General features: G+C 35.5%; 23 protein-coding genes. 17 read left to right on the forward strand and 6 right to left on the reverse strand.

What is annotated here, in order from left to right; translation table 11 throughout:
* Positions 1 to 572: 572 nt before the first annotated feature.
* Positions 573 to 1,541: a nuclease-related domain-containing protein gene (locus CWS01_RS04685; RefSeq protein WP_101175890.1), complete on the reverse strand. Its 969-nt coding sequence runs from the start codon at positions 1,539 to 1,541 to the stop codon at positions 573 to 575.
* A gap of 344 nt (positions 1,542 to 1,885) precedes the next feature.
* Between CWS01_RS04685 and CWS01_RS04690 the strand changes: the two genes are divergently transcribed.
* From CWS01_RS04690 to CWS01_RS04720, 7 genes are all read left to right on the forward strand, one after another.
* Positions 1,886 to 2,596 carry a GntR family transcriptional regulator gene (locus CWS01_RS04690; RefSeq protein WP_101175891.1) on the forward strand — a complete coding sequence of 237 codons (711 nt, stop codon included), beginning with the start codon at positions 1,886 to 1,888 and terminating at the stop codon, positions 2,594 to 2,596.
* Positions 2,597 to 2,790: 194 nt separating this feature from the next.
* Complete coding sequence (locus tag CWS01_RS04695; protein WP_101175892.1) at positions 2,791 to 3,582, forward strand: transporter substrate-binding domain-containing protein; 792 nt, start codon at positions 2,791 to 2,793, stop codon at positions 3,580 to 3,582.
* Positions 3,583 to 3,809: 227 nt separating this feature from the next.
* A complete protein-coding gene (locus tag CWS01_RS04700; protein ID WP_101175893.1) occupies positions 3,810 to 5,348 on the forward strand; it encodes an ABC transporter ATP-binding protein in 1,539 nt (512 codons plus the stop codon).
* A gap of 38 nt (positions 5,349 to 5,386) precedes the next feature.
* Complete coding sequence (locus CWS01_RS04705) at positions 5,387 to 6,469, forward strand: ABC transporter permease (protein ID WP_407938535.1); 1,083 nt, start codon at positions 5,387 to 5,389, stop codon at positions 6,467 to 6,469.
* Positions 6,470 to 6,503: 34 nt separating this feature from the next.
* Positions 6,504 to 7,433, forward strand: a complete 930-nt coding sequence (locus tag CWS01_RS04710) for an ABC transporter permease (RefSeq protein WP_101175895.1) — start codon at positions 6,504 to 6,506, stop codon at positions 7,431 to 7,433.
* A gap of 147 nt (positions 7,434 to 7,580) precedes the next feature.
* Positions 7,581 to 8,696 carry a BMP family ABC transporter substrate-binding protein gene (locus tag CWS01_RS04715; RefSeq protein ID WP_235851971.1) on the forward strand — a complete coding sequence of 372 codons (1,116 nt, stop codon included), beginning with the start codon at positions 7,581 to 7,583 and terminating at the stop codon, positions 8,694 to 8,696.
* Positions 8,697 to 8,713: 17 nt separating this feature from the next.
* A complete protein-coding gene (locus tag CWS01_RS04720; protein WP_101175896.1) occupies positions 8,714 to 9,697 on the forward strand; it encodes an aromatic ring-hydroxylating dioxygenase subunit alpha in 984 nt (327 codons plus the stop codon).
* Positions 9,698 to 9,749: 52 nt separating this feature from the next.
* Here the strand turns inward: CWS01_RS04720 and CWS01_RS04725 are convergent, their stop codons facing one another.
* The gene (locus CWS01_RS04725; protein ID WP_101175897.1) at positions 9,750 to 10,394 is read right to left on the reverse strand and encodes an alpha/beta family hydrolase; all 645 of its coding nucleotides are present in this window, start codon (positions 10,392 to 10,394) and stop codon (positions 9,750 to 9,752) included.
* A gap of 113 nt (positions 10,395 to 10,507) precedes the next feature.
* The gene (locus CWS01_RS04730) at positions 10,508 to 11,317 is read right to left on the reverse strand and encodes an AraC family transcriptional regulator (RefSeq protein WP_101175898.1); all 810 of its coding nucleotides are present in this window, start codon (positions 11,315 to 11,317) and stop codon (positions 10,508 to 10,510) included.
* A 206-nt stretch (positions 11,318 to 11,523) separates the two neighbouring features.
* Between CWS01_RS04730 and CWS01_RS04735 the strand changes: the two genes are divergently transcribed.
* The 5 genes from CWS01_RS04735 (at position 11,524) to CWS01_RS04750 (ending at position 17,007) form a co-directional block, all read left to right on the forward strand.
* Positions 11,524 to 13,476: a primary-amine oxidase gene (locus tag CWS01_RS04735; protein WP_101175899.1), complete on the forward strand. Its 1,953-nt coding sequence runs from the start codon at positions 11,524 to 11,526 to the stop codon at positions 13,474 to 13,476.
* Positions 13,477 to 13,545: 69 nt separating this feature from the next.
* Positions 13,546 to 14,124 carry a hypothetical protein gene (locus tag CWS01_RS04740; protein ID WP_101175900.1) on the forward strand — a complete coding sequence of 193 codons (579 nt, stop codon included), beginning with the start codon at positions 13,546 to 13,548 and terminating at the stop codon, positions 14,122 to 14,124.
* Positions 14,125 to 14,187: 63 nt separating this feature from the next.
* Positions 14,188 to 15,618 carry an APC family permease gene (locus CWS01_RS04745; protein ID WP_157827539.1) on the forward strand — a complete coding sequence of 477 codons (1,431 nt, stop codon included), beginning with the start codon at positions 14,188 to 14,190 and terminating at the stop codon, positions 15,616 to 15,618.
* A gap of 180 nt (positions 15,619 to 15,798) precedes the next feature.
* Complete coding sequence (locus tag CWS01_RS22230) at positions 15,799 to 15,942, forward strand: hypothetical protein (RefSeq protein WP_157827540.1); 144 nt, start codon at positions 15,799 to 15,801, stop codon at positions 15,940 to 15,942.
* A gap of 177 nt (positions 15,943 to 16,119) precedes the next feature.
* Positions 16,120 to 17,007, forward strand: a complete 888-nt coding sequence (locus CWS01_RS04750) for a cation diffusion facilitator family transporter (protein ID WP_101175902.1) — start codon at positions 16,120 to 16,122, stop codon at positions 17,005 to 17,007.
* Positions 17,008 to 17,080: 73 nt separating this feature from the next.
* Here CWS01_RS04750 and CWS01_RS04755 read toward each other — a convergent pair whose 3' ends face one another.
* A complete protein-coding gene (locus CWS01_RS04755; protein ID WP_101175903.1) occupies positions 17,081 to 17,635 on the reverse strand; it encodes a helix-turn-helix domain-containing protein in 555 nt (184 codons plus the stop codon).
* Positions 17,636 to 17,744: 109 nt separating this feature from the next.
* Here CWS01_RS04755 and CWS01_RS04760 point away from each other — a divergent pair, with 109 nt between their 5' ends.
* The 4 genes from CWS01_RS04760 to CWS01_RS04775 all read left to right on the forward strand — a co-directional run bounded on the left by CWS01_RS04760 (position 17,745) and on the right by CWS01_RS04775 (position 22,745).
* Entirely contained in the window at positions 17,745 to 18,329 is a 585-nt protein-coding gene (locus tag CWS01_RS04760; protein ID WP_101175904.1) for a LysE family transporter, read from the forward strand.
* Positions 18,330 to 18,505: 176 nt separating this feature from the next.
* A complete protein-coding gene (locus CWS01_RS04765; RefSeq protein ID WP_101175905.1) occupies positions 18,506 to 18,865 on the forward strand; it encodes a P-II family nitrogen regulator in 360 nt (119 codons plus the stop codon).
* A 5-nt stretch (positions 18,866 to 18,870) separates the two neighbouring features.
* Positions 18,871 to 20,184: an ammonium transporter gene (locus tag CWS01_RS04770; RefSeq protein WP_101175906.1), complete on the forward strand. Its 1,314-nt coding sequence runs from the start codon at positions 18,871 to 18,873 to the stop codon at positions 20,182 to 20,184.
* Between the two features lie 317 nt (positions 20,185 to 20,501).
* Complete coding sequence (locus CWS01_RS04775) at positions 20,502 to 22,745, forward strand: sensor domain-containing protein (protein ID WP_168714356.1); 2,244 nt, start codon at positions 20,502 to 20,504, stop codon at positions 22,743 to 22,745.
* A gap of 128 nt (positions 22,746 to 22,873) precedes the next feature.
* Here the strand turns inward: CWS01_RS04775 and CWS01_RS04780 are convergent, their stop codons facing one another.
* The gene (locus tag CWS01_RS04780) at positions 22,874 to 23,098 is read right to left on the reverse strand and encodes a ferredoxin (RefSeq protein WP_101175908.1); all 225 of its coding nucleotides are present in this window, start codon (positions 23,096 to 23,098) and stop codon (positions 22,874 to 22,876) included.
* A gap of 181 nt (positions 23,099 to 23,279) precedes the next feature.
* Positions 23,280 to 24,161 (reverse strand): dimethylarginine dimethylaminohydrolase family protein, encoded by an 882-nt coding sequence (locus CWS01_RS04785; protein WP_101175909.1) that lies wholly within the window; start codon positions 24,159 to 24,161, stop codon positions 23,280 to 23,282.
* A gap of 404 nt (positions 24,162 to 24,565) precedes the next feature.
* Between CWS01_RS04785 and CWS01_RS04790 the strand changes: the two genes are divergently transcribed.
* Positions 24,566 to 25,990, forward strand: a complete 1,425-nt coding sequence (locus CWS01_RS04790; RefSeq protein WP_101175910.1) for an 8-oxoguanine deaminase — start codon at positions 24,566 to 24,568, stop codon at positions 25,988 to 25,990.
* Positions 25,991 to 26,062 lie beyond the last annotated feature (72 nt).

The raw sequence follows: 26,062 nt of genomic DNA on the forward strand, positions 1-26,062 counted from the left end.
TAAGAAGAGCCGTCACCGGTATTTTTGGTGGTGGCTTTTTGTTGTGGCGAGAAATTAACCGGAAGTGCATGATGTTAGGGACAGCGAATAGATCAAGGAGGGATGGCGAATAAATGAAGGAGGACGGCGAATAAATCAGGAAGGACGGCGAATAAATGAAGGAGGGTGGCGAATAAATGAAGGAGGGTGGCGAATAAATGAAGGAGGGTGGCGAATAAATCGGGAAGGATGGCGAATAAATGAAGAAGGACGGCGAATAAATGAAGAGGACGGCGAATAAATGAAGGAGGACGGTGAATAAATGAAGGAGGATGGCGAATAAATGAAGAAGGACGGCGAATAAATGAAGAGGACGGCGAATAAATGAAGAGGACGGCGAATAAATGAAGGAGGATGGCGAATAAATGAAGAAGGACGGCGAATAAATGAAGAAGGACGGCGAATAAATGAAGAGGACGGCGAATAAATGAGGAAGGACGGTGAATAAATGAAGGAGGATGGCGAATAAATCAGGAAGGACGGCGAATAAATCCACAAGGGCAGCTAATTGAACTGTATAGACTGCGGGAGAATTACTTGAGTTTTCCTTTATATTCGGGATTATAATATACTCTCCCTTTATTTATACCGGAAAAGGGTAAATTTAACCGTATCAGCATTTTAGAAGCAGCATCTATGGAAGAAACATGCATAAATTCCCGAAATTCTTTATTTTTAATAGTAGGTTTTATAAGTAAAAAGTAATCATTTAATGCTTGTACATGTGAGATTTGATCAGACGCTCCACAATGTGGACAAATCCATCTTCTCTGTTTGCGGAACATCGCAAAACAGAGACAGCTTGGACATTGTACCCCTGAAATAATATCGGATAATTCAAGACTATATTTGCTTAGAATATCAATATCGTCAATACAATGATTTTTGAAAAGAATTTTTCCTGTTTTTTGAAGCATCTTTTTGTCAATTGCTGGCTTCTTATAATAGGACACTAGACTTTTCCAGCGTTCTAACAAATGATGACTATGAATAACAGAATTTTTAATAGAGGGATCTCCTTTAATAATAGTGGAAGAATTGCTGATAACAACGAGAGATTCGATTGGAAGAAGGGGAAGATTATGTTTTTTAAAAAAGTGGAAAAGCTGATGCCGCTGTCTTTTTACTTGGGAGATTGGATCTACAAAGGCTTCTGATTGATCATTAACGGTGCGGATCATTTGATTAAAACTTGTATCAAAATGCAATTCACCGTAAAAATTTTTGCATTCAATAATTAAGGCAAAACTGCTAGTTAAAACGAGGTAGTCCATTTGGAAATAAGTATGGCCATTCTGCAATCGGAGATCATGAAAAATAAAACAATCATCAGGAATGAAATTAAGATAATATGTTAGAGATTTTTCTCCTTTAAAGCCTGCAAGCATCTTTTTTCCATCTTCTGCAACTTTTGGTTTTATTCGATGCTGATCAGATAATCTATTCAATAAAGATTCTGTTTTACATAACTTGATATTTTTTAAAGGTTCTTTATAAAACATTATTTATAATTCCTTTCTATTTAAAATAAATTCTATTTAAATATTATCATAAAGTTCTTTATCAAAGTGGAAAAGATTGACGAATAAGAAATGGAGAGATATTCTACATGTATTGGAAAATTCGTTTCAATACGTATTTTTAAAATGTATTATTCTTTGAAGGGAAAGATAGACGGCTAATAAAAGAAAGTTTTAATGAGAGCTGCTGAATTTACGGGAAACACTTGTCTATTTGAAAGAACATTGGCTTTGGGAAAAGGTACTGACATACTTTTGTGTTATAGTGCAATATCCGATGGTATTTGTTATTCTTTAAATAGATGAATAGCATAGAAGGTGAAAGAATGTTTAAACAAGAAAACCGTATACCCTTATACTTACAATTAAAAGAGTCTTTGCGCAGTTCTATTATTGCACGCAAATTGAAAGCAGGAGATAAAATACCAACAGAAGTAGAGCTGAGCGACAAATATAATATAAGTAGGGTTACTGTGAGAAAAGCGGTAACAGAACTTGTAGAAGAAGGATATCTAGTTCGGAAACAAGGGAAAGGCACATTTGTGCAATCACAAAAAATTGAAAGAAAAGTAGTTCATTTAACCAGCTTTACTGCTGCGTGTGAGGCATATGGCTTAACGGCAAGCAGCAAAACGATCAAACGAGAAATTATTATTCCAACTTCCATAGACAAAGAATTGCTTCAATTAGAAGAAGATGATCAACTTCTTTTTATCCAAAGAATTAGATATGCAAATGAGCAGCCATTAATGCTGGAGAATAACTATTTTTCTTTTAACAGATATAAGTTTTTATTAGAAGAAAATTTAGAAGGATCTATTTATCAATTGCTGCAAGATAAATATCAAATTATTTTAAATAATCCAGGTGAGACATCATTGGAATTGGTAAGAGCGTTGGAGGAAGAAGCAATATTATTAGATATACCTGTTGGAGAGCCGTTATTTTATATGGAGACAGTTGTTTCCTTTAATGATTCTCCAGTCTATTTAGGTAAACAGTATATGATAGGAGAAAGGTATAAATTCTCCTTTTAGCACTAGAAGACAATCATTCGTAATAGAGTGATGTGTCTTTTTTTTATAAAAAGTCAGAAGATTAATAATGTATTGACGATATAATTAAACTATAGTATAAATAACGTAATACGTATTAATACATATTACATAATATATATTTAAAAAATACTAGTTGCAATTATTGCTGTATTGAGGAATTGGGGGAGATTGAGATGAAAAAAAGAGTAGCAGGGCTTTTTATTAGTTTAATTTGTCTTTTTGCATTATCCGCTTGTAGTTCGTCTAGCAATTCATCTGAAAATAAGGATAAACAATTAGTGATGGGTACATCAGGAGATTATCCGCCTTTTGAATATGTGGATACTGCAAATGGTGAAGAGATTATCGGATTTGATGCCGATCTTGCCAAAGCTTTAGGGGGAAAAACAGGGTATGAGATTACAGTGAAAGATATGGATTTTAATGGTCTTATTACTTCCTTGCAGTCAGGTAAAGTAGACTTTGTAATGGCAGGTATGGAGGCAACTCCAGAGAGAAAAAAGAATGCTGATTTTACAGAACCTTATTTTAGAAGCGATATATCTATGGTAGTTGATAAAAAAAGTGGCATAAAAACAGTTGAGGATATAAAAGGTAAAGTAGTTGGTGTGCAAGTTGGCTCCATTCAAGCAGAAAAAGCCAAGGAACTACAAAAAATAGTTGATTTTCAATTAGAAACTAGAGATCGTGTTCCAGATTTAGTACAGGAAATTAATAGTGGGCGTTTTGATGGTGTATTAATGGAGGACGTTGTTTCAAAAGGCTATCTAGAAAAAAATGATAATTTAACGACCATTTCTGTGCCGAGCAATGAAACAGGCGGGGCTGCCATTGCTTTTCAAAAAGATAGTGAACTGACAAGTAAGTTTAATGACGCCTTAAAAGAAATGAAAGAAAATGGAGAAATGGACAAGTTAGTTGCCAAATGGTTTAATGGCGAAAAATCGCTGAAAATAGCTGAATAAAGATAATACGATAAAAAGGGACATTCATAGTTAAATGGATGTTCCTTTTTTATTTCTCGTTAAAAGTTCGATCTATTCATGATAGTTATTCACATGGATATAGGAAAAAATAGTTGTTTGTTACATTTTCTTACAATATCGTAGACTTCCTACCCGTCCTAGTACATAATTTAGAATATTCATAAAAATAAATATTCTATTTTTGCTACGTAGAAAGAGGGGGAAATATGCCACGAGAGCAATACGCAATTGAAATGAAAGGGATTGTCAAAAAATTTGGTGCTGTTATAGCAAGTGACCATGTTAATTTTTCTGTGCATAAGGGAGAAATTCATGCATTGTTAGGTGAAAATGGTGCTGGAAAAAGCACCATTATGAGCATGCTTGCTGGTATTTATAAAGCTGATAGCGGAACCATTGCTATTGACGGAAATTTTTGTCGTATTCGTTCTCCGAAAGAGTCACTAGAACTAGGAATTGGAATGGTTCACCAAAACTTTCGTCTTGTAGACACATTAACGGCTATTGAAAATATTATTCTAGGAGAAAAAAGCAATATTTGGAGAGGTTCCTCTTGGCTGAAAAAAAAGAAAAAAGAAATTGAAGACATTTCGGAAAAGTATGGATTGAGCTTCCCAACAAATATTCCAATCTGGCAACTCTCTGTTGGAGAGCAGCAGCGAGTGGAAATTATAAAGACCCTTTATCAAGGTGCTGACATTATCATTTTTGATGAGCCTACCTCTGTTTTAACCCCCGATGAAGCTGATCAACTGTTTCAAACAATGAAGGAATTAAAAAATAATGGGAAAACAATGATTATTACCACACATAAATTAAAAGAAGTGATGGCAATTTCGGATCGCATTTCTGTGATGAGAAAAGGCAAAATGATTGCCCAAATGAATAGTAATGAGACAACGATGGAAGAATTGGCCCAATTAATGGTGGGGAGAGAAATGACAGAAGGGATATCTATTTCCAAATACTCAGCAGGTAAACCGATTTTAGCAGTAGAAAACTTGCTGGTTTATCGTGAACAAGGCATAAAAGGGATAAAGGATATGACGTTTTCCGTACATGAACATGAAATTGTTGGCGTTGCAGGTGTTGCAGGAAACGGGCAAAAAGAACTTGCGGAAGCGCTAACAGGACTTATTCCTTGGGCTGGCGGCAAAGTTATATTTAAGGGAGAAGTGCTAAAAAAACCATCTGTGCAAACAATGATTGATAAAGGGGTTGCCCATATTCCAGAAAATCGTATGAAAAGTGGGCTTGCCGGCAGTTTAGGGATCATTGATAATTTGCTTTTCAAAACCTATCGAACGAATAAACGCACAAAATTAGGTTTGCTTAAAGAGAAAAAAAATGAAGAATGGGCAACAAAGCTCATAAAAAAATTTGATGTGCGCACATCTGATTTATATAGTCCAGTCCGACAGCTTTCAGGGGGAAACCAACAAAAATTATTATTTGCTAGGGAAATAGATCAAAATCCCAAGTTAATGATTGCCGTTCATCCGACACAAGGGTTAGATGTGGGAGCAACAGAAGCGGTTCATCATATGCTTGTTGATTTGCGGGAAAAAGGCAGCGGCATTCTCCTTATATCAGAAGATTTAGAAGAAGTAATGCAATTATCGGATAAAATTCTAGTGCTATTTAACGGAGAAGTTTGCGGAGTTCTTTCTCGGGGACAGGCAGACAAGGAAACAATAGGCCGATTAATGGCAGGTCTTAACGAAAAGGAAGGAGCCACCGTATGACTCAAAAAGTAACGATTGAAGAAAGGCAGAATGTTTCTATGCCAAAACAGAAAAATCCCCTTTCATTCCTACCTTTTTCTTTTGAATATGATCCATTAAAAAAGTCTGGGAGCTTTTTAGTGCCAATTGCTTCTATTATTGTTGCACTATTTCTTTGTGCAATATTTATTGCGTTAAATGGCATGAACCCATTTATTATTTATGGAAAAATGCTAAAAGGAGCATTTGGTTCAAGTTTTGGCATAAGTGAAACGCTGATAAAAGCAATTCCCCTTCTTTTATGCGGTTTAGGAGTTGCCATTGCCTATAGAATTTCCATTTGGAATATTGGGGCAGAAGGACAATTTGTATTAGGAGCAATTGGTGCTACAGCGGTCACTATTTATTTTCCTAATTTGCCAGGATCTCTCTATCTTCCGTTAATGGTTGCAGCAGGAATGTTGGCTGGCGGCTTATGGGGAGTGTTAACGGCTATACCACGCACCTATTTTCAAGTAAATGAATTAATTACTTCTTTGATGCTGAATTATGTTGCTTTATTACTGTTGGACTATTTTGTATTTGGTCCTTGGCGTGATCCAGAGGGATTTAATTTTCCCGGCACACCGATGTTTACTCCATTTCAAATGCTTGCAAATATTGGAGGAACAAGACTGCATATAGGGTTAATCGTTGCCTTTGTGATGGTTCTATTATTTGCTTTTACAATAGCAAAAACAAAATGGGGCTATGAATTAAAACTTCTTGGCGCCAATCCTTCTGCTGCTGCTTCTGCTGGGATTCGCATCGATAAACATATTCTTATTGTTATGATAATCAGCGGTGGATTAGCAGGACTTGCAGGAATGATTGAAGTATCTGGAGTTGCCCATCGTCTTATGTATGGAATTTCTCCTGGTTATGGATATACAGCTATTATCGTTGCTTGGCTCGCAAAACTAAATCCTTGGGCAATGGTTGTCACTTCCATATTTATTGGCGGATTAACAGTAGGAGGATTTAGTGTTCAAACAATCGGATTGCCAAGTTCCATGTCGCTTATGCTGCAAGGTGCTATTCTTTTTTGTTTAATTGGCGGAGAAATGCTAAGCAAATACCGTTTTAAATGGAAAAAAGCATAAACGAATAATGGGCTTTGAAAGGTGGGGATTTTAAGTGGAAATAGGTGTATTAATTATTGCGGCAGCCATTTCAGCAGGCTCCTCTTTATTATTTGCTGTATTAGGAGGAATTTTAAGCGAAAAAGCTGGTGTCATTCATTTAGGGACAGAAGGGATTATGCTGATTGGTGCTGTTATCTCTTGTATTACATTTGTACATACAAAAAGTTTGGTTTTTTCCCTATTGGCAGCTCTTTTAGCAGCAGGCAGTTTAGGGCTGATTCATGCATTTTTGTGTGTCACATTACGGGCAAACCAAATAGTCAGCGGTTTAGCCATTACTTTGTTTGGGACAGGATTTAGCGCTTATTTAGGAAAATCAGTGGCAGGAGAAGCATTGTCTGTATCCGTTCCTAAAGTTCATTTAACATTCCTCGAGCCTATTCCATTTATCGGGAGAATTTTTTCTCATTTAGATATATTTATTTGGGTTAGTATTCTACTAAGTATTCTTTTATATATCTATATGTTCAAGACCTCGTGGGGACTGCATTTAAAAGCAGTTGGCGATAGTCCCACTACTTCGGATGTTATGGGCATTTCGGTTATGAAGTTTCGGTATTTCCATATTATTGCAGGGTCCATGCTGATGGGAGTTGCTGGATTTTATTTAATTATGGTGTATTCTCCAAACTGGATTGAAGGGATGACAGCAGGAAGAGGATGGATTGCCATTGCTCTTATTATCTTTGCCAGGTGGAATCCTCTATTAGCGATTTTTTGCGCCTATTTCTTTGGGGGCTTGGATGCGTTAGGCTTTCGTATCCAACTATTTGATATAGGAATCCCATCTTATTTTCTAAAAATGATTCCATATCTTGCAACAATCTTTGTCTTAATGTTTATAGGCTGGAAAAACCGAAAAAAACCACCATTAGAACCTAAATCATTGGGAATTCCATATTTTAGGGAACAAAGATTTTAATAAGTATTCCCACTGAAAGGATGTGGTGCCGCCTTTTTAGAAGGTAAATTGAAGGTTTGGCTAAAATGAGTTTGATTCATTTGTAAAAAAGGTTTTTACAGAGCTATTTTTCAAAAATAGATTTTAAAATTAATAGGGGGAAACAACTTGAAAAAGATAAATCTATTATTTGTACTAATGTTAGCTTTAGCACTTATTACAGGCTGTTCACAAGCATCCTCGACAAAAGAAGAAAAATCAGGAGCGGCAAGCGGCCAAAAAGAGAAAAAAGAAAAGCCAAGAGTAGCTTTTGTATATATTGGTGTTCCTGGCGATGGGGGCTGGACATTTGAACATGATAAAGGCAGAAAATTGGTGGATGAAACATTTGGCATCAAATCTACGATTGTGGAAAATGTCCCAGAAGGAACAGATGCAGAACGAGTAATTGAAGAGCTTGCCCAAAAGAATGATATTATTTTTACGACAAGTTTTGGATACATGGATCCAACCTATAATGTTGCAAAAAAATATCCAGATGTTGTATTTATGCATGCGACAGGATATAAAAGAGCAGATAATATGGGTACATATCAGGGGAAAGGCTATGAATCTGGTTATCTAGCAGGAATTGCTGCAGGGAAATTAGCAGAAAATAATAAAATTGGCTATGTAGGGGCATTCCCGATTCCTGAGGTTATTTATACGATTAATGCATTTACTTTAGGGGCGCAAAGTGTAAATCCTGACGCTGAAATCTCTGTTGTATGGAGCAATACTTGGTTTGATCCAGCGACAGAAAGACAAGCTGCTGTCAGTCTTTTAGATCAAGGGGTATCTGTTTTAGCAAACTATCAAGATTCTCCAGCCGGAATTCAAGCAGCAGCAGAACGTAAAGTTTGGGGAATGGGAAATGATTCCGATATGAATAAATATGCTCCTGAAACGTATATTACAAATCCAACACTAAATTGGGGAGACTATTATATTGATGTAGTTCAAAGTGTGGTAGATGGAACTTGGAAATCAGAAGCTACTTTAGGCGGATTAAAAGAAGGAATGGTGGATATAGCTCCATTTGGGAAAAATGTGCCGAAGGATGTTCAAGATTTAGTGAATGAGAAAAAACAAGAAATGAAAGATGGAACATTTACTGTATTTAAAGGACCAATTAAGGATCAAAATGGAAAAGAAAAAGTTGCTGATGGCAAAGAGTTATCTGTGAAAGATATTCTTAGTATGAACTGGTTCGTAGATGGAATTAAAGGGGAAATTCCGGAATAAAGGAGAGGATGTCTACTATGTTAGTACAAGATGCAGTTTTAATTCAGCAATGGCATCCTGTTATAATAGCGGAAGATTTAAAAGATCAGCCTGTATCTATTCAAGTCCTTGGGGAAAAAGTGGTGGTATTTCGAACAACTCATGGAGTGCATGCGTTTAAAGATTTATGCATTCATAGAGGGGTTGCATTGTCACTTGGAAAAGTAGTGGATGATGAGATTATATGCCCATACCATGGCTGGACATATAATCATAATGGAAGATGTACACATATTCCATCCTTGCCAGAAAATAGAGCGATTCCGGCAAAAGCGAAAACGGCAGTCTACTCTTGTATAGAGGCATATGGATTTGTTTGGGTTTGTCTGGGAGAGCCTGCTCAGAAAAAACCAGTGATAGGAACAGAAACATTCGATGATCCAAAACTCGTTAGAGTAAAAATGGGACCATACAAAATGAATGCGGCAGGTCCTAGAGTAGTAGAAAACTTTCTTGATGTGTCCCATTTAATGTATGTACATGAAGGGTTGTTAGGAGATAGGGAGTATTCTGAAGTAAGTGATTACCATGTTTATCAATTGGAGGGGGGACTTGTAACGGATGAAATTGAAGTATACCAGCCAGACCCAGATGGTAGAGGATATGGGATAAGTTCCAGATACACGTATAAAGTATTCAATCCTCTCTGTGCATCATTTACCAAGAGAATGGATGAGTCAGAAGATTACTTTAATCTTTTTCTTATCGTCTTGCCGGAATCAGAAGATAAAAGTACAGCCTTTATGCTAATGGAGCGAAATTATGCATTAGAGGAAGAAGATAAAGTGTTTATTGATTTTCAAAATATATTAATTGAACAAGATCAAATAATTGTGGAAAATCAACAGCCAGAACTTTTGCCTCTTGATTTACAGGCAGAATTGCATTTAGTATGCGATAGACTTAGCATTGCCTACCGCAAAATGCTGAAAGAGTCAGGAATTACGTTTGGAACAGCATAATAAAAAGAAGCGCAGGAAGGCTTTTATTGCTTTCCTGCGTTTTGGCGTGTATCTATAGAGCAATTGTTAATTTTTGCAAATTTTTAATAATAATACTCATTGACTGGATTGATGCCAATGAGTCATTGTTGACATCATCTAAAGAATGATTTCCATTCTTAATAATTAAAGAATGAAAGTTTGTTTTTTCTAGCTGATTTAAACATTTTTCATCAAAGTGCTGATCTTTGTCGCCAATGACAAGTAATCCATTATGTTTACTTGCAGCGATAGAATTAGCAATTTCATCTAATTTTAATAAAGGAGTAAGGAGGATCATTGTAGCCTCTGCAAATCTATCATTTTGCATGAATCCATTAACAATGGGAATGGTACCAAGAGATTTACCAACAAATAATGTATTTTGATAGCTGTTATGCTGAAGAACTTCTGAAACAACAGGTGTGACGTCATTTAGCATTTCTTCCGTTACTCTTTTAGAATCTAGCTGCAAAAAATCTCTTTGATAGGAGTAATGCACTTGCACTACATCTATTTTAGATTCGATCATTAGCATTATTAAATAATAGAAAAGAGGTTTATCATAGTGGTAGCCTAATCCAGAAAACATAAAGCACACTTGATTTCCTCCAGTTTGTATATGAGTGTATGCAATTTCACTTCTTTTTGTTTTGGCTGTTTTCTGCAGCTTTTTCATTTGGTCAATTTCCCCCTTTGCTAATAGTATCTTACCTTATTTTCTTTCTCCCGATAAGCAGTAAAAGCTAAAAGCAGCTACCAAACTACTGGCTGCTTTTAGCTTTTAACTTGTTATTTTTCCATATAAAACTTCTCTCTAAACTGCTTGGGTGTTAATGCCATATGTTTTTTAAAGTTTTTATAAAAATGAGATTGGTCGAAAAAGCCATAATCCATTTTATCTTCCATAGGGGAGGTAACATTTAAAATTTCGTTTATAGAATATTGCAATCTAACAATCTGACTAAAGTTTTTTGGAGAAAAGCCAATAGTTTCTTCAAATTTCTTGCGGATATAACGATCAGAATAACCTGTTTCTGTTGAGAGTTCTTTTATATTTATAGCCCCGTTTGAGGAGTATATTTTCTTTATACAATGGGAGACCAAATTATGTGTGTAGTCAGATTTTTGTTGGATTGTATGTAAAAAATGTTGAAACCATTTGACTCTTTCCTGAAAGTTGGGAAAACTTGCGATTTTTTCTAATAAAAAAGAAGGTAAGTTTACCACATCAAATAGCGGAACTTGTTGCTGCTGGATTAGTTCTTTTAAAGGAATAGCAAATGGCAGGGAGTTCTGTTCAGGGTAGAATCTAACAGCAAAATATTCACAATCTGGTTGAAAATTATAGATGCAGCGCTGATTGGGACTGCTTGCTATTACAGCAAAAGGATGAATAGGATGCGTGCAGAACAATAAATCAAAGCACCCATCAGGAATGACCTGCAAAAAGCCTTCATCATGTCTGTCTATTGTGAATTGATAAAAAAGGGAAACTTCAGAGCGTATGAGATTTTGAGGACAATATTCTATATAGTTTTGACTGCTAAATTTCAATTCAGGTTGAGAAGGGGTAAAAATAATATTGCTTTTTCCTTTCATTTTTCATACTCCTTTTATAGGTTAACATTCCTGACTGAACCTTTTTAATTAGAAAAAATATAACATATCTAAGTGATTTATGTAAGTGTATGTTCGAAAAAGTTACTCGGTATGTAAAAAAATATCACATTGTTCCGTTTTTTACAATGTTAATAGTATTAATTTTTAGTATATTATGAATAATCAATCAAGAGGAGGAAACAATCATGCAAACACAACAAATAAATACTATTCTACATCCGTTAGAACCACTGACTGCAGGTGAAATAACAGAGGCGGTAGCTATTATCAAAAAAGAGAAGAATTTACATGGAAAAGTTCGATTTGTATCTGTTGTTCTTCATGAACCAGATAAACATATTGTTTTAAATTATCAAAAGGGAGATCAAATAAATAGGGAAGCATTTATTGTTCTTCTTGATAATGAAACAGAAGAAACCTATGAAGCCGTAGTTTCTATTACCAATAAAGCGGTAACTTACTGGGAACATATTGAGGGAGTACAGCCAGGTGTGATGCTGGATGAGTTTGAAGAGTGCGAAGAAGTAGTAAAAAACTGTCCTGAATTTCAAGAAGCATTGCTAAAAAGAGGCATTACTAATTTTGATTTAGTAATGGTTGATCCTTGGTCAGCAGGAAACTTTGGGGTAGAAGAAGATGAAGGGATACGTCTTGCAAGAGCAATCTGCTGGGTACGAAAATTCCCGAATGACAATGGATATGCTTACCCCTTAACGGGAATTGTTGTCTATGTTGATTTGAATAAAATGACGGTGCATCGTTTTGAAGACCATGGCATTCGGGAAATGCCGCCGACTGATGCGAACTATTCCCCTGAAACATCTGATTCTATTAAGCTGCGGACAGACTTAAAGCCGCTGGAAATTATTCAGCCAGAAGGACCAAGTTTTGAAATTGAAGGCCATTATATTAAATGGCAAAAATGGCATGTTCGTTTTGGATTTACTCCAAGAGAAGGGCTAGTGCTGCATACAGTTGGTTATGAGGACAGAGGGGAAATTCGCCCAATCCTTTATCGTGCAGCATTATCAGAAATGGTTGTTCCATATGCGGATGGAAGTTTTGCTCATAATACGCAAAATGCTTTTGATGCAGGAGAATACGGCATGGGACAGCTTGCAAATTCATTGGCATTAGGCTGTGACTGTTTAGGAGAAATCCGCTATTTTGATGCAGTGATGACAGACAGCAAAGGAAATGCAAGAACAATTCCGAACGCAGTATGTCTTCATGAAGAAGATTATGGCATTGCTTGGAAGCATACTGACTGGAGAACAGAACAAGTGGAAGTAAGACGTTCCCGCAGACTTGTCCTTTCTTTCTTCTGTACTGTAGGGAATTATGACTATGGATTTTACTGGAGCTTTTATCAAGATGGAACAATTGAAAACGAAGTTAAATTAACTGGCATGCTAAACACTGGTACGTATGATGAGATTGGAAAATCAAAATATGGAACAGAAATTGCCCCGAAATTAAATGCTGCTTTTCATCAACACTTCTTTAACTTCCGTTTAGATACGATGTTGGATGGTGTGGAAAATTCTGTAGTGGAAAGCTATACAGTCGCAGAAGAAGAAGGTCCGGAAAATCCACATAGCAATGCTTTTTATGTAAAATCGAAAATATTTAAAACAGAACAGGAAGCACAAAGAAATCTGGATATAGCAACACAGCGCACTTGGAAAATCATTAATCCTAATTCTTTAAATGCAGTTGGGACACCTGTAGGCTATAAAATTATGCCAGGGGAAAATTGTCTTCCGTTTGCAAGAGAAAATTCTAGTGTAATGAAACGAGCGGGGTTCTTAAAACATCAATTGCATGTGACAAAATATGATGCACAAGAAAAATATGCGACAGGAGATTATCCTAACCAGCATAAGGGAGGAGAAGGGCTTCCGAAATATATTGCTGCAAACCGCAATATTGACAATGAAGATATCGTTGTTTGGTATACAATGGGACATCATCATATTACAAGACCAGAAGATTGGCCTGTCATGCCAACGGCTTACATTAATTTTCAATTAAAACCTGTTGGATTTTTTGACCGTAACCCTGCCCTAGATCTTCCTCGTCCAACACCAAAATCAGCTGCTTGTCACAGCAAAACAGGTTCATCTTGCAATAAATAATTTAACAGTCAAAAAGGAGATGGACTCGGTTTCCTCTCCTTTTTAAAAAAAGAAACAGGAGGTGTTATAATGCTTACCTTTAGTTTATTGATGGTTATAAGCTATAGTATTTATTTTTTTCTTACTTCCCGCAAAAACTTTGATAAAACTAATAGTACAATTACTAGATGTATTCCGATGCTATTGGGAATGACCGGCAGTGTAACAATTGGACTGGCAGTTGCGTTATGGATACCTGATCGTTTAGCGCTTGCAACGGTTGCTTCTATTGTAATAAGTGCAATAGTAGCTATTCTCATCGGTCTGCCATTTGGAATAAATGGAATAATAGAGGCGGCAGCTTCAAGTTTTATGGGAGCGATGATGGGAGCAATGCTAGGTGTTATGCTTGCTTCTTCTGAGGTTGTTTTTATGGTGTTTGCAATAGATTTTATCTATCTTATTAGTTTTTACCTTATGTTACTAATGAAAACAAAAGAGTCATTATCGAAACAGCAAATTGTTCTTAAAAGCAAAAAGGCTCCTTTTTATTTAGCGTTCAGCTTTAATTTATTCTTAATCGGTGCAATTGCTTTAGTGGAATCCATTGATTTTGATACTTCGCAACAAGAGAAAGAAACGATGACTCATAACCATCAATCTCACTAATTTACTCCATTAGAATCTACTTAATAAATGATAGAAGATAAAATACTGTTTAGGAGGAATTTTATGGAGTTGCAAGAAAAACATATTGTAGAAAATGACTTGGTTCAAAAGGATTTTGGTTATGAAAAAGAATTGAAAGGATCCATGAATGTGGTTCAGCTTACAGCTTTTGGCTTGAATTATATGCTGCCATTGGCGCCGGCCGTCATTTTTGGAGTCCTTTTATCTACATCTGGAGGAACGGTTGCTCTTCCTTTTTTATTTGCTGGAATTGCAATGCTTCTTACAGGATTCAGTTATGCGACAATGGTAAGGAATTTTCCTCTAGCAGGTTCTGTTTACAGTTATGTGGGAAGAGGATGGAATCCCCATTTTGGTTTTTTAGCGGGCTGGGTCGTAACGCTAGATTATGTGCTGATCCCAACAATCACTTCTGTAAGTGCAGCATATCTTGTCCAAGAATATTTTCCTAATGTTCCCTTTTGGATATTATTAGGGATATTTTCCGTAGGTATTGGCTTATTGAATTTATTTGGAATTGAATTAATGTCAAAAATGGGCCTGTGGTTCTTAATATTAGGAGAATTCGTAGTGTGGAGCTGCATATTAGTTTGGGGAAAAGCAGTATATTCAGATGGTGTCGGGGTTGGAGCGCTTTTAAGTACACAGCCTTTTCAGTTTGATAGTATGTCAGGATTGCTTGGTGCCACGTCGCTTGCTGTTTTGAGTTTCTTAGGATTTGATGCGATCACAACATTGGCTGAAGAAACGCGCAATCCAAAAAGAGATATTCCTAAAGCGATCTTTATGTGTATCGGGATAGGTTTAGTGACAATGGTTGTATGCAGTTATGTTGCCATGCTTGTTATTCCTGATTGGAGAAATCATATTGCGGATGAAAACTGGATGAATACCGTTTTATACCAAGTTTCAGTTATAACAGGTGGAGAAGGATTTGCTTTGTTTTATACGGCAGGATTCTTAAGTTCGTTGGCTATCTTCAATTTAGTCGCAACTGCGGCTGGTGCTAGGCTGCTTTATGGGATGGGAAGAGACGGTCTTCTGCCAAAGGGGATATTTGCTGCAATAAACAAACGATTTAAAACTCCTCATTTTAATATCATTATCATAGTAGCAATTGAGTTTATCTTAGGAAATACAGTGGATTTAGGCACCATTTCTAACTTAGTTAACTATGGAGCGTTTTTTGGATTTGCAGCACTGAATTTATCTGTTATATGGCTATATTATGTAAAGAAAAAAGGAGAAGCTCCGTTAAGTTTAAATTACGAAAAAAATTGGAAACCAGCAGGGTGGCGACATTTCCGCTATTTGGCACTCCCGCTGCTAGGCTTTATTGTTATTGCATATGTATGGTCTGGGATGGATCGATTGGCAATAATTCTGGGAACAGTTTGGCTGATTATGGGAATTGCGTTTTTAGCAGCAAGAACAAGTGGATTTAAGAAGCTGCCGCCGCAGTTGGAACATTAAGGGCAAGTATTTGAAATGCCGAAGCCGAATTAAGCTCTAACCATAGAATTATTCTCTGGTTAGAGTTTTTTTGTTATTTTCCTTAGGCACCCCGGGGGATAATAATATAGAGGCAGTTTAATCCACTTTTTCGCTTACATTAAACCTTTTAATGCAGTGCTGGATTTTATTTTTTTCAGCATGAAATGGATAAATAATGAGCTGGAATCATTGCGGACGCTGCCCAGCAAAGGATTGCCGCTTATTACAAAAAATGCTGGATTATTGCTTTGGGTAAAAAAGGAAAAGGTTATTATTGGCATAATAAAAAGTAGACCATCATAAACGTATATTCCTTTCCAAAAAAGAGCATATTTTCCTTAGGGCAAATTTTTCGGCTGTATCTTAAACTGTTTTCCTTTTGCTTGAAGTGTGATAGGTTGCAACACTGTTTCTCTAGACCCACCATAATGGATTCTGTTAAGATACTAAGGTGATTTTTTTAGAGGGGAAGTTATTGTTTTGACAACGAGAGAGTCTTTGGCGAAAAAAGTCGCTTGGATAAGTGTAATAAGCAATATTATATTAACGTTAGGGAAACTAATAGTTGGATCGTCTGCAAACAGTGATGCAGTATTTGCAGATGGTATTCACTCGGCTGCGGATGTATTCGCATCTGTGATTGTTCTGCTTGTGATAAGGATTGCCAATAAGCCGGCAGATGATGAACATCCATATGGACATGGGAAAGCGGAAATAATTGTATCGGGAATTGTTGGTCTTGTATTATTAGTTGTTTCTTTGTATGTCGTTTACGAAGCGATTGTTGGCTTTTTTCATCCTGTTTCTTCACCGAATATACTTGCAATGTGGATTGCCATTATTTCTTATGGAGCAAAAGAATTTTTGTATAGATATTCGATGAGAATTGCCAAGGAACAAAACAGCAAAGCGATTGAAGCGATCGCGTTTGACCATAAAGCGGATATTGTGGCATCTTTAGCAGCTGCAATAGGGGTGTTGCTATCTATACTTGGAGCGAAATTTAATATTGGTTTTCTATTGTTTGGAGATAAAGTAGCAAGTATAATTGTTGCTTATTTGATCTTTAAAATAGCAAAAGAAATGTTGGGAGAAGCATTTGATATTTTATTAGAGCGGAATATTAATGCAGAATTGCTCCTTGATTATACGAATATCATTTCGAGCTTTTCTGAAGTAAAACGAATTGACAGACTAAGAGCGAGAGAGCATGGACATTATGTGCTTGTCGATCTGCGGATATCTATCGATTATGATAAAACAATTAAAGAAGGGCATGACCTTTCTCGGGAAATAAAAAATAAGTTAATGAAGAAACACGATAATATTGAAGAAGTATTGATTCATTTGAATCCGTATTATGAGTAAAAGTAAAAAAAGGAGACTTTGTTTGATGAAAGTCTTCTTTTTAATTTGATCTAAATTCAATAAGTTTGTTTATTTAAGCTGGATAATAAATCGTCATGCTTAATCGAGTCAGAGACTCTCCAAAGTTATGGTATGCATGAGGTTTATCTGCTTTAAATGTAATGGAATCGCCGCTTTTTAATGTGTATTCTTCACTATTGACGCGAATGGTTAATTCTCCATCAAAGACGATGATAAATTCCTCTGTACCCTCCCGATGTGGATTTGCATTAAGAAACCCGCCTTTTTCAATTTCAACAGAATACATTTCACAGCGTCTATCCTCATGGAAAGGGAAGTATGGATACACACGATATTTTCCGTTATCCGCTGTTAAAGCTTGCACGTCCCCTCTTACTATAAGTTTTGCATCTGGCTTTGGATTATTTATTAAGGTGGTAAAAGAGATTTTTAAGCCATTGGCAATTTTCCAGATGGTTGTAATGGTAGGACTGGATTCCCCTCTTTCGATTTGGCCGATCATTGTTTTGCTTACTCCGGTCAATTCAGCGACTCGTTCTAAACTTAATTTATTGATTTCCCTAAAAGACTTTAAGTTTCTTCCGATAATCCTATTTATTTCTTCCACTATAAAAACTCCTTATGGACAATATAAAGTTTATTTTGTACAATATAACGTATATGCGTTATAACGTTTATTTTGGTCATTATATCATATTGTGAGTAAGGGGTGCAAAATGCCGATAGTATCTTTTTTGCTTTATGTGTTTATTACTAGTTTTACTCCAGGTCCCAATAATTTAATGGCGATGCTTTCTGCAAATAAGTATGGTTTTAAGGGAACATTAAGATTTTGCCTAGGAGTAGGTGCAGGATTTTTTGTTATCATTTTAAGCAGCAGCTATTTTAATCTTCTGCTTAAAAATTTCATTCCGAAAATTCAATTTTTTATGTCTATACTTGGTGCTGTTTATATGCTGTATTTAGCATATAAAATATTAAAAAGCAATCATAAGCAAGAAAGTGATGAAGGGAATGATAGGAATGGATTTTTATCTGGAATGTTTTTGCAGTTTATTAATCCGAAAGGGATTTTATATGGAATTACAGTAGTATCTACATTTATTCTTCCGTTTTACCATTCTAATTTCAGTTTTTTACTTTTTGCAGTTCTATTAGCTTTTGTTGGATTTATGTCAACGATGTGCTGGAGTTTGTTTGGTTCCTTATTTCAAAGTTTTCTTGCAAAGTACCCGCTCCAGTTTAATATGGTGATGACATTGTTACTAGTGTATAGTGCCGTATCTATTCTTGTTGAATAGATAGAGAATGCAACGTGTTTCCAGAATGCTCTGGAAACACGTTTTTTTAATAAATAATAATTCAGAAAATAATTAAAAAATAATTTTTTGTCATTGACACAAAGAAAAATACGTTATATTATTTAACTTATTATGTGAGAAAATCTAACAAGTTAATAAGACTAGGTGAATTATATATGAAAAAAATTGAAGCAATTATTCGACCTGAAAGACTTACACAGACAATTAAAGGGTTAAAGAACATTGGAATAACCGGTTTTACTGTATCTCAAGTGGTTGGCAGAGGAAAACAAAAGGATACGCAAGGTGTTTATCGGGGAAAAAACTATAAAGTAACATTGCATCCGAAAGTAAAATTAGAAATTGTCTTATCAGATTATATGGTAGAACGTACTATTAAGGAAATTATTGCTTCTGCACAAACAGGGGAAGATGGCGATGGGAAAATTTTTATTCATCCTATTTTGGAAGCTTATAATATTCGAACAGGCAAAACAGATTATGATATCGATGATCTAGCAAATAAGGAGAGCTAACTAAAATGGAACTAGTGTATTTAAATACAGTGTGGATTGTTATTGCTGCTGCAATGGTCTTACTTATGGAAGGCGGATTTAGTCTGCTTGAAGCTGGTTTTGTACGAACGAAAAATGCTGTGAATGTAACGATGAAGATCTTTGTTGATTTAACAGTAGGAGCTATCGCGTTTTGGATGATTGGTTTCGGCATTATGTATGGAAAAGATGCTTTTGGTTTTATTGGCACTTCTTTATTTGGCAATCCTGAGCATATTCAGCTTTCCATTGAATTGCCTAGTGCTGCATTTGTCCTTTTTCAAATGGGATTTGCGTTAGCCTGCATTTCCATTATATCTGGTGCAGTAGCAGAACGAATGAACTTTAAAGCATATATTGTTACAGCGGCAATTATATCCATTCTTATCTATCCATTATCCGGGCATTGGATTTGGAGCAGCGAAGGATGGCTGAAAGGATTTGGGATGAAGGATTTTGCAGGTTCTGCAGCAATTCATGCTTTAGGAGGATTTATTGCATTTGCAATGGCAAAAATGCTTGGGCCAAGAAAAGGAAGATTCAACTCCGATGGCAGCGCAAATGTCTTTGCACCAAGCAATATTCCGTTAGCTTCAGCAGGCGCCTTTATTTTATGGTTTGGCTGGTTCGGTTTTAATGCAGGAAGTACATTGGATGCTTCGAATGCTTCTTTAGCATCTATTGCCATTAACACTATGCTAGCAGGGGCAAGTGGCGGGACAGCAGCTTTATTTTTTACGATAAAAAAATTTGGAAAAGCGGACCCAAGCATGACCATTAATGGAGTCTTGTCTGGTCTTGTTGCAATAACAGCTGGCTGTGCATATGTATCACAGTGGAGTGCTATTATTATTGGGGCAGTCAGCGGCATTATTGTAATTCTAGCAACGCTGTTATTGGATAAACTAACAGTAGATGATCCAGTTGGAGCAGTTGCCGTTCATGGTTGTAATGGTGTATTTGGCACGATTGCAGTCGGATTGTTTGATGCAAAAGAGGGTTTATTTACAACAGGAGATGCATCCCTTTTATTTGTACAGCTTTTAGGTGCAGCTACAGTAGTGGTTTGGGGACTAGTCGGCGGTGTTTTCATTGCAAAAGTATGTGAAAAAACAGTTGGATTCCGGGCAAGTGAACGGGAAGAAGAAGAAGGACTGGATATGTCTTATCACGGAATTCCTGCGTATAACGAATTAGAACGATTCGCAGATCTTCCTGCAAGTCTGTATAACTTTGAAGAATCCACAGGAATTTCTGTTGCTCCAGACAGAGAGAAAGAAATTATTAGGGAAATAGGTTAGCAAAAAGAAAAAACAAGCATAAATAAAGTATATTAATTTGGACTTCTGTGTTTAATAAACGGAGGTTTTTTTTTGCTTAAAAGAAAGGCTATGTAAGGGAGAAATTTATATAAATGTATATCAGTTTGGAAAAAGAAGAAAATAAAAAATAAAGATCTTTATTTTTTAAGTAAGCTATTAATTTTTATGTAAGATTGCGGCATTTTAAATTCATTAGAAAAGAATAAAAAGCAGTAGGTAGACTGAAATTATAACGAATGCTGCTTGATATATAAATTTAGACAATACTGATGAATGAAAGGAAGTGGTTGGCAGGAATGTGGAGAAATTGGGAAGCGGCTCAAAAAATTGCATGGCGTTTTGTTCTTTTATACATAGTTATCAGCATTTCATGGCTTTTAATATCAGATTGGCTGTTACAAGATCACCTGCAGAACGCGAAATGGATAAGTACTGTAAAGGGTGGTCTATTTATAGTACTAAGCGCTTTATTGTACTACAAATTAATTCAAAGAATGATTAAAGATACAATAGAAAATGAAGCAAATTACCGTCTTATTGTTGAAAATGTGTCTGATTTGATTGTTGTAGCCGATAGAGATGGATATATCAAATATGCTTCTCCCTCCCATGAAAGATTATTAGGACACAGATCTGAAGAATACGAAGGAAAAGAACTATTTGATTTTATACAAACGGAAGATACGTTTAAAATGCAGGACTGGTTTCAGAATGAAATAATGCTTAAAAAAGAGATTGAAGTAGAATATTATTTAAAAAGTAAAGAAGGTAATCAAGTTTTAGTGGAAGGCAAAGTGGTTCCTGTTGCTTCAGGAAATGGTAAAGTTGAAAAAATGGTTCTGCTTGCTCATGATATTACAAAACGGAAACAGTTTGAAAAACAGCTAATAGAAAGTGAAGAGCGTTATCGGAAACTAGTGGAATATTCTCCCGAGACAATATTTATACATATTGATGGGAAAATTGTTTATGTGAATAACGCAGGTCTGCGCTTAGCTGGGGTTCAATATATAGAGGAAGTTGTGGGGAAAAATATTCTTGATTTTGTGTCTTCTGAAGACTTGAATTATGTTGAAAATCAAATAAGGAAAGTCGAGGAAACTGGTAAAACAAAGCTGCATGATTACCAAATCAATCGAATGGATGGAACACGATTATTTGTAGAAGCATTGGCATTTCAAACAACTTATCAAGAAAACAAAGCTGTACAAGTTATTATAAGAGATATCACAGAACGAAAAAGGGCAGAGGAGAAAGTCCGTTACCTGGCTTACTATGATTCTCTGACAGGGTTGCCAAACCGAAATCTTTTATTTGATTATCTTAATGAATTGTTAATTGCTATTAAAAAAGAAAAACAAACACTGGCTGTTATGTTTTTAGATTTAGATCGTTTTAAAATGATAAATGATACATTAGGACATAGTTATGGAGATTTTTTATTACAGCAAGTAGCTTCAAGATTAAAAGCGTGTCTGCCTAAAGGTTCCATGCTTGCACGTTATGGCGGAGATGAGTATATTATTGTTTTGCAAGAAAAAAAACTTGAAGCAATTTCAAGATTATCGGATCAAATTATTGATAAATTAGCAGAGCCATTTTTTCTTTCTGATAGACAAATGTTTATTTCACCAAGCATAGGAATAAGTATATATCCAAAAAATGGGGATGTAGCGGAGGAATTGATTAAAAATGCCGATGCTGCCATGTATCTTGCCAAAGAAAAAGGGAAAAATACTTATCAATTTTATACATCGTCCTTAAATAGTATGGATAGTTGCAAACTCGAGCTGGAAAATGGACTGAGAAATGCCATAAAAAATGAGGAATTTACTCTTTATTATCAACCTCAAGTTGACCTGAATACAAATAAAATCATTGGTTTAGAGGCCCTAATCCGTTGGAAGCATCCTAAATATGGTTTTGTTTCTCCGGCAGAATTTATTCCTATTGCTGAAGAGACGGGACTTATTGTTGCTATTGGAAAATGGGTTCTTGAAACAGCTTGCAATCAACATAAACAATGGGAAGAAAAAGGATTTTCTCCAATGCGTATAGCTGTAAATGTTTCCGCTCTGCAATTTCGCCATAAAGACTTTGCAAAAACAATTGAACAAATAATAAGTAATACAAAGTGTAGAGCAAGTTACCTGGAACTGGAAATAACGGAAAGCGTTATGCAGCATTTAGGAGAGACCACCACTATTATGAATGAATTAAAGGAACTTGGTGTAAACCTCTCTATTGATGATTTTGGCACCGGCTATTCCTCATTAAATTATTTAAGGCATTTTCCTATTAATACATTAAAAATTGATAAGTCTTTTGTTGATGAAATAAATAATGGCAAGAACGGTGAAATAATAGTAAAAGTAATTATTGATTTAGGCAATCGTTTAGGCTTTCAAGTCATTGCAGAAGGTATAGAAAATAAACAACAAGCAATTTTTTTAAAACAAAATAATTGTCATATAGGGCAGGGGGACTTCTTTAGCCAACCTTTGCCTGCTGAAAAAATGGAAAGGCTGTTTTCAGAATAAAAACCAGTCAAAAAGATCCTAGAGACCCATTTAGGATCTTTTTGACTTCTTTATTGGTTTATTGAAAAAATCCTTAGCTTTATTTAATAGTAATTTTAAATTTTCTCTTTATAAACTTTAATCCTCTATTAAAAAGCTGCAGCTGCTATTTTAATAGATTGTGCTGGACAGCTTTCTTGTGCTTCTTTTAAATCTTCAAAAAGATCTTCATCTACAGATATACTTCCTGTATTTTGATCTATTATTACTTCAGCTTTGCCATCATCATCAAAATCAAAGATATCTGGTGCAATTGCTCCACATGCTGCACAAGCGGTACAGGAATCTTTATCCACTATTGTATATGCTGCCATTTAAACATCTCCTTTGAGTTTATAGTAAGTTATTCTTATTTTAACTCTAAAATTCTTTTTTTTATTGGAAGACTTTGAATGTTTTTTGACAAATAAAAACATTCTGTTATTTGTTAAAAGAAGTTAGATAAATAAAATGGCAGTATGTATTAGACACATATGCTGCCATTAATTTTTTCTATTAATGAAAAAGTTTATCGATTAATCCTTTACTAGGCTTTTCTCGTAGAATTGGAAGTGTACAGCAGCGAAATGCCCCTCCTGACTTGATAATTTCTGAGATATCTACTTCGATAACGGTATAGCCTCGTTTTTCTAATGCTTTATTTACGCCTTTATTTATGGGCAGACTAATTATTTTTTTATCCCCAATAGATAAAACATTTGTGCCCATTGTTGCTTGTTCTTCTTTGGAAACTTCTATAAAGCTATAACGCTCGGCAAGGTATTTTCCCTTTTTTTTATCAATTTCTCCCTGATAAATTAATGCTTCTGTTGGCGATAAAATATTAAAAACACAATCTAGGTGCAAAAACGTATCGGTAAATGGAATATCAATTACTTCATAAGTCGGCATCAACTCTTGCAAGTCCTTAATTGCATGTTTATTTGTCCGATTGCTCAAGCCTACGTAAATAGTGTTTCTGTCAATTAACACATCACCGCCTTCGATTTTATCCCCTTTTAAATTTGTGTATGTGATCTGTACTTCATTCAACCATTTTAAAAAGCTATTTTCTTCTCCTTTCCTTACATCATGTGCCATTTCTGAAACAAATACATGCTTGCCTAATGTGAATCCAATATCTCTAGTGAAAACTTGTTCTGGATATATTTCATCAGGAGGGAGAAGAATGACCTCAATATCATTTTTTTTCAAAGTTTCTACAAAAATGTCGTGCTGCTTTTCTGCAATTTTTGGATTGATATTCTCTTTAAAATACCGCTTTTGAATGGTATTGATTGGCTCCTTGATACTCATAAAGGTAGGGGGAGCAAGCACTACTTTTTTTAATGTATCATATTCTGTATCACAACTAATTTTTATATGTTCAGCCGTCATAATATACCTCCTAAATTCAATAAAAAATAGTTTTCCCAAAATGTTGCAGGAAAATAAGGAGGAGGGGAATTCTTTAAAAATAATAAAGTGAAGCTTCAATTAATAGGGGGAAAATCCTGTTAATAATTGATGAATTTTGTATAGTATGCATAAATAACAGGCTGCTTTATTATAAATTTCTACACTGACAAACTTAGAAATATAATTTATACTGAAATGAAATATTTGAAAATTCTAATTTTTTAAAAAAGGAGGTGTCTTTAAGATGTCAGCTTTTAAGAAGGATGTTTGATTCTATTCTTGCTGGGTTAGAAGGTGCTTTTTTTCGTCTGGAAAATGGGAAAAGGATTAAATTCTTTACTATAAAATAATTTAAGCTGTTCAAAAAAGAGCTGGGGTGACGCATGGCTAGTTTATTAATAAAAAATGCTAGAAATATTATTACGATGGATAAGGAGAAAAATCAGTATCCTGGGGGCAGTATTTATATAGAAGGTCAAGAAATTATCGCTATTGGAAAAGATATTCCATATGAAGCTGCAGATACAGTAATAGATGCTCATGGGAAAATCGTTTATCCTGGGCTAATTAATACGCACCATCATTTATATCAAACATTTACTAGAAATATTCCATGGGCACAAGACTGTGAACTGTTTGATTGGTTACTTGCTTTATATGATATTTGGCGTTATTTAAGACCCGAAGATGTTTATTTAAGTGCAATGGTCGGATTAGGAGAATTATTAAAAAGTGGCTGCACTACTGCTGCAGATCATTTTTATGTTTTTCCAAATGGTGTTAGCGGAGAATTAATAGATGAAGAAATTCGCGCAGCTTCAGATTTAGGAATTCGTTTTTTTCCAACTCGGGGATCCATGAGTCTAGGAAGATCTCAAGGTGGATTGCCGCCCGACGAAGTAGTTCAAACAGAAGATACCATTTTAAAAGATACGATGCGTGTAATTGAGAAATATCATGATGACAGTAAATTTTCTATGGTTAGAGTGGGAGTTGCCCCATGCTCTCCATTCTCTGTTAGCAAAGATTTGTTAACACAGTCTGCTGTTCTTGCTCGCAGCTATGGTGTCAGAATGCATACACATTTAGCAGAAACGCATGATGAAGATCAGTTTTGCAAAGAAAGATTGGGTCTTCGTCCATTAGAATTAATGGAAGAGACTGGATGGGTCGGCAATGATGTATGGTATGCACATGGGATCTATTTTAATAAAGAGGAGATTATTAAAATAGGCTCTTGCGGCTGCGGGGTTGCTCATTGTCCAAGCAGCAATATGAAATTGGCTTCTGGGACATTTCCAATTATGGACATGCTAAAAGCAGGAGTTAAGGTGGGGCTTGGTGTAGATGGATCCGCTTCTAACGATGCCTCTAGCATGCTGTTGGAATTAAAGGTAATGAATTTATTACATAAATTGCAGCATGGCTCTACTGCATTAAGTGCAGAAGATTGTCTGCATATTGCAACAAGAGGATCCTCAAAAGTTTTAGGATGGGAAGATGGAATTGGATCTTTAGAAGTAGGCAAAGCTGCTGATTTATTTATGGTAGATTCTACTCGATTAGAATTTGCTGGCGCTTTGTATAATGATACTACTTTGCCGATTCTTACAGGAACATCTCAAGTAGATACTACTATTGTTGGAGGGAAAGTGGTTGTAAAAGATGGGCATTTAGTCGGTATAAATGAACGGGAGCTTGCAGCCAAAGCGCAGAAGGCATCTTTGCGGATGGTGGAAACAGCTTCTAAATATCGAAAAGTCAATTATCGAAAGTTAAGGGAAAGACAGCAAGTTATCCCTTATTAATTAAAAGATCCTTAAAGCGCAAGAAGCTTTAGGGATTTTTTAATTTTGAGCTGCTATTAAATTAATAAACAG

Origin of the sequence: Niallia nealsonii, from assembly GCF_002835805.1 — a bacterium.
Classification (GTDB): Bacteria; Bacillota; Bacilli; order Bacillales; family Cytobacillaceae; genus Niallia; species Niallia nealsonii.